Origin of the sequence: Streptomyces sp. NPDC048269, assembly GCF_040652395.1 — a bacterium.
In the GTDB taxonomy this organism is placed as follows: Bacteria; Actinomycetota; Actinomycetes; order Streptomycetales; family Streptomycetaceae; genus Streptomyces.
This window is the reverse complement of the sequence record NZ_JBEZLW010000106.1, coordinates 1-4,873: the sequence shown is the minus strand read 5'-3', so window position 1 is coordinate 4,873 and position 4,873 is coordinate 1. Positions and strand designations below refer to the sequence as shown.

4 protein-coding genes are annotated in these 4,873 nt (G+C 68.7%); 1 reads left to right on the top strand and 3 read right to left on the bottom strand.

What is annotated here, in order from left to right:
• Positions 1 to 225: 225 nt before the first annotated feature.
• The 3 genes from AB0D48_RS37145 to AB0D48_RS37135 all read right to left on the bottom strand — a co-directional run bounded on the left by AB0D48_RS37145 (position 226) and on the right by AB0D48_RS37135 (position 2,990).
• On the bottom strand, positions 226 to 1,245 hold the full coding sequence (locus AB0D48_RS37145; RefSeq protein WP_362407709.1) for a 3-oxoacyl-[acyl-carrier-protein] synthase III C-terminal domain-containing protein: 1,020 nt from the start codon (positions 1,243 to 1,245) through the stop codon (positions 226 to 228).
• Entirely contained in the window at positions 1,242 to 2,156 is a 915-nt protein-coding gene (locus AB0D48_RS37140; protein WP_362407706.1) for an SDR family NAD(P)-dependent oxidoreductase, read from the bottom strand. Before AB0D48_RS37140 ends, AB0D48_RS37145 begins: the two co-directional genes overlap by 4 nt.
• 396 nt (positions 2,157 to 2,552) lie before the next feature.
• Positions 2,553 to 2,990, bottom strand: coding sequence for a DUF3592 domain-containing protein (locus AB0D48_RS37135; protein ID WP_362407703.1), 438 nt, complete (start codon positions 2,988 to 2,990; stop codon positions 2,553 to 2,555).
• 1,072 nt (positions 2,991 to 4,062) lie between these two features.
• Here AB0D48_RS37135 and AB0D48_RS37130 point away from each other — a divergent pair.
• Entirely contained in the window at positions 4,063 to 4,458 is a 396-nt protein-coding gene (locus AB0D48_RS37130) for a hypothetical protein (protein WP_362407700.1), read from the top strand.
• Positions 4,459 to 4,873: the final 415 nt, after the last annotated feature.

Sequence of the window (4,873 nt, the reverse complement as noted above, 5' to 3'; positions counted from 1 at the left end):
CGGTCGAGCGAAGTCAACCGCGCCAGCGAAATCGGCCGTGCGCGGTGTCGTGCCTCAGCGTGGGGCCGGCCGGGTCCCCGCCGGGACGCCAAAGGCGTCTCCACCGCGCCCGGGGAAGCTCAGCGATACGGGCCAGGGGCAGGGAGGCGGGGCTGGCCTCACGGATTCCGATCTTGTCGCTTGGGCGCCCCGGCGCCGCACCACTGGGTAGCTGCTGGTCCCGGTTCAGAGAGCCTGTTCCCCTGAGGCGGTCCAGTTGATCAGCATCACGGCGCCACTGGCGCCGCTGGCCAGACCGAACAGTGCGATCTTCATGCCAGGGCGCAGGCGGCCTCGTTCGCCGGCGAGGGCGAGTTGCAGGGGCAGGGTGGCCGCGGCGACGTTGCCGGTGTGGGGGAAGGTGGGCACCACCGTGTCCGGGCGGACCCCCAGGCGTTCGCAGAACGTGTTCACGAAGGGGACGGAGGGCTGGTGGACGCACACGAGGCTGAGTTCGCCGGGATCGGTGTCGTGCTCCTTCAGCCACTGAACGGCACGGGTGTCCAGGCCGAGGAAGGAAGCCAGGAGCTGCTCGGAGTCGATGTCCAGCCCGCGGGGCAGGCCGGGAGCGTGGTGGGGGTTGTAGAGCGTGGCGGCGGGCCATCCGGTGGAGTTGGCCATGAAAGTGCTGGCGATCATGCCGGGCTCGGCAGCGGCTTCGACGAGCAGGGCTGCGCCGATGTCGCCGCCAGTCATCGAGGCGAGCGCGGTGCGCATCTCTTGGCGGCTGGTCATCGTCCAGCGGCTGAGCCGGCTCAGCGTTTCGCCGCAGGTGATCAGGATGCGCCGGTAACGGCCGCAGCGGATGAGGGCGTCGGCGACTTCGAGTGCGTTCAGGACGCTGTTGCAGGCGTTGGAGACGTCGAAGACCGGGCAGGTCAGGCCCATCTTGGCGGCCACGATGTGTGCGTTCGCCGGCTCCTGGACATCCGCGCTGACGGAGGCGAACACCAGCAGGTCCACATCGCCGGGCTCCAGCCCCGCCTGGGCCAGTGCCCTCCGGCCGGCGTGGGAGGCGAGGTCGGAGGGCAGGACGCCCTGGTCCGCGACGATCCGCTCCTGGAGCCCGTACATCCGGTACAACAGTCCCGGGCGAATGCGCAGGGCGGGGCTGTGTTCGCGCAGCCGGTCCTCGATCGCCTGGGAGGTCTGCCGTCCCTCGGGGAAGTGGACCGCGACCTGGGTGATCTGGCTGTAGGCACTCACGCGACCACCTCCATGCCCGCGGTGGGGGCGGCCGGTGTGGTGCGGGGCAGACCGGTGACGGCGTGCTTGACCCGGTCCGACAGCAACAACGGAGTCATCGTGTGGAGCGGGATGAGCAAGCGGGCATCAAGCCCGACGGTGTAACGGGCCCTCGGCCGCCGGACTGACAGCGCGGTGGCGATGACCCTGGCCACCGGCTCGGGACCGGGAACCCGTCGGTTGACAGCGGTGAACAAGTCACGCGAGTGGTCGTACCCCGCCCCGCCGCCGGAGGGGGCGGCGCTGGTCAGGTCGGCGACCGCCCTATCCAGCATGGCCGTCGCGAACGCGCCCGGCTCCACCAGCGACACCCGTACCCCGGCGTGCGCCAGCTCCACCCGCATGCAGTGCGTGATCGCACTCAAGGCGTGCTTGCTCGCGCTGTACCAGCCGCCCATCGGCCACGGCACCCGCCCCAGACCGGAGGACACGTTCACGATCCGACCCCCGCCCCTCCGGCGCATCCCCGGCAGCGCCAGCCGGCACATCCGCATCGCGCCCAGAAGGTTCACCTCCAGCAGATGACGTGCCTGCTCATCACTGACATCCTCCACAGCACCGGCCTGCGGCACACCGGCGTTGTTCACCACCGCCCACACCCCACCGCCCGTCATCTCCTCCACCCCGGCCATCGCCTCACGGCACGAGGCCGCATCCGCCACATCCAGCACCACCGTCCGCAACGCCAGCCCCCGCCCCGCCGCAGCCGCGACCAGGGCATCCGCCTTCTCCTGACTGCGCGCCGTGCCGATCACATCCCAGCCCGAACCGGCCAACCGCAGCACGGTCGCCGCACCGATACCGCCCGTCGCTCCCGTCACCACCACGCTGCGCCCCGCGCAGCCGCTGCCACCGGTGTCCGTCACAGCCATCACGCCTGCCCTCACATCCCTGACGCACGGGCGCCTTGTACGCCACCGCATCCGGTGATCAACGAACGAGAGCGGGGCGCGGATGCGGCTGGTACGAGGGGTGCTTGAAGCCGCGACCTTCCGCTGAGGCCGTCTGGCGTGAACTGATCGAACGCGGTGCGCGCTTTTGTACTGCGCCTGCCTGCCTCCCTGCCTGGAGTTCTGTCGCAGGCTTCCAGTCGCCCGTGGCAGTCCTGTACGTAGATCAGTTCAGTCACAACGGACAGTCAACCGGCCAGCTGTTCACGAAACTCCGGCCAGAGCCGTTTCAAGAATTCCCATCACGCTTGGACAGTCGGCTCTGGCGGGTTGACGCGCTTGCCGGTGCCGGCCGCCGTCGAGGCCGCAAAGCAAGATTTAGAGCAGGCTCAGCACCGTGAGGAGGGCGCCGACCAGCCCGAGGGCCACCAGAAACAGGAGGGTCAGCACCGTGCGCACGGTGCCTCGGCCCACTTCGACGAGGACTGCTCCTTCCGGGCTCGACGGGAGGTAGCGCAGTCGCACCTGCGCGCCCAGAGGCTGTCGCCGGTCGGTGTCGATGTCGAGCTGGTACGCGCGCCCGTCGGCCGCGCGGAAGCCCACGATGGCGTGCTGTAGGCCCGCCCGGCCCTGGTCTCCCGGTAGCACGTAGGCATCCAGCACTCTGCCCTCGGTGGATAGCCCTTCGCTGAACGTCTTGCGGATGAGCAGCCATCGGCTGCAGGTCCGCACCGCGAGTGCGACGGAGACCGATATGGCGAGGAGCCCGACAGAACCCAGAAGCAGCCGGTGTCCGTCCTCGCGTAGGAATTCCATGGCGCCCTTCCACATCGACCTACCGCCGGGCCACCGTCCGTGGCGCCACCGGACGAAATCTACCGGCTCTTGCTGCCGCCAAGCACCGGGCAGAGCCCCCGACGACCGCGCTCGTGGCGGCCGTTCTGCCAGGCCAGGCGGCCCTGGACGGTGGAGCCGGTTCGTGGACAGGCCGGCTTGGCATTCTTCCTCGGCCAGCCGGTCGCGGACAAAGGCGATCAGGGCGTCGGTGCAGGTGGCTCCCCGGCATGCACGGCGCCGAGGTGGGTGTTGCTGATTCTCACCAACATTCCGCAGCCTGCTGGTCCCCTGCCGCTGCCGAAACCCCCGCCCAACCGCAGCTCAGGACTGATGCGCCAGGTGAAGCCCCTGGCCGGAGCAAGAACCACGGCAAGAACGACGCGCCCTCAACTGACACCGTCACCAGCCGTTCAGGCGGCTGAGATCGCTGCGCCTCTGCCCGGTGAGGTGCTCCCATGAGTGACCCGTACGGAACCGCGACCACCGACGCCTCTATCCGGCGATCGACCGCCTGTCCGGAGCCTGCGCAGCCGACATCCGCCGGCTGGACCAGAGTCGCTACTGGTCCGAGGCCACAGCAGGAGCCTTCTGGCACTGGGCTGCCCTTGCCCACGGCCCGCTAAGGCAGCTGGCCACTCCACGCACCGAAACCCGATGCGACGTCCGAGAATGCGGCTGCGACCCCTCCCTCTACCGCGACCACCTCGAAGAGATCCTGCACGCCCTACCCAAGAAATCAGCCCGCGAGCTGCGACAACTCGTATGGGCTCTCGACTCCGAGAGTCTGGCCCGAGCCAAGGTCATCCACGCCGACTCTCCTGACGCCAGATGGTGGCCGGACCAGCTCTGACCCGAGTCAGAGATGTCTTGGTAGTTTGTAGAACCTTCGAGACCGGCGAGTGAAATTCCTTCCCCGGACCGACCTCAGGCTGGGCAGCGTCCCACGGCACGGGGCCGCCGATCTGCCAGAGAACTTCCGACTCGGGTCACTAGCTTGCGGCCGGCTGCGGTAGCTTGAACGCGTTCAAGTCATCGGAGCCGGGAGTGGGTCATGCAGGCCACTGCGCGAGACAGCGTTCATCCATGGCAGTTCGGCCTCGTGGTACTCGCCGCGATCACCCCCCTGGCCCCGCTGATCGCGTGGTCAGGCCCGGGCTACACAACTCTTTCCCTGGCCTTCGTGACCGCCGGGGTGGTTGCCATACCCCTGTTGCTGCACGCCCGGCCGTCGGGCTTCGGGTGGTCCATCGGATTCATCTCGGCGCTGCTGCTGCCGTGGTCCTTCGTGGGCGCCATGGCCGGGATGTTCTTCTTCTTCCCTTCGCTACTGCAGCTCCTGCTGGCCGCCGGGGCGGACCCGCGACGGCGGCCGACGGCGGCCAAGGTGATGGCCGGCGCCGGTCTACTGCTGTCGGCGGCCGTGCTAACGCTCTTCTTGAACGAATGAGCGGCCCTCGGCCCTGGTGATTGAGTCGGAAGTTCTCTGGTAGATCGGCGGCCCGGTGCCGCGGGGCGCCGCCCGGCCCAAGGTCGGTCCGGCAAGGGAATTTCTCTCGCCGCGGCCCGACTCGAAGTTCTACGAACTACCACGACATCTCTGACTCAGGTCACTGGATGCTGCCGACCGGGGCGGTGTTCGGCGACGTGTTACCGCTGCCGGACCTGCCCGCAGCCGGCAGCGCCACGGGGCTGGGAGCAGCCCTTCGCTGGCGGCTCCCCTTAACGGCTATTCCCCCCTCTCCTCCGGGGTGGGCCTCCAGCTGACGTTAAGAGCTCGTAACACGATCATGATTCGGGTTTGTTGAGGCGTCGCCAGCAGATGAGGCTGCAGGCGAGGGAGACGAAGGCGTCGTGGAGTTCGG

Bases quoted from the DNA above. Each gene is read 5' to 3' on its own strand.
- AB0D48_RS37140 (WP_362407706.1), bottom strand. From the start codon at position 2,156: ATGGCTGTGACGGACACCGGTGGCAGCGGCTGCGCGGGGCGCAGCGTG.
- AB0D48_RS37135 (WP_362407703.1), bottom strand. From the start codon at position 2,990: ATGGAATTCCTACGCGAGGACGGACACCGGCTGCTTCTGGGTTCTGTC.
- AB0D48_RS37130 (WP_362407700.1), top strand. From the start codon at position 4,063: ATGCAGGCCACTGCGCGAGACAGCGTTCATCCATGGCAGTTCGGCCTC.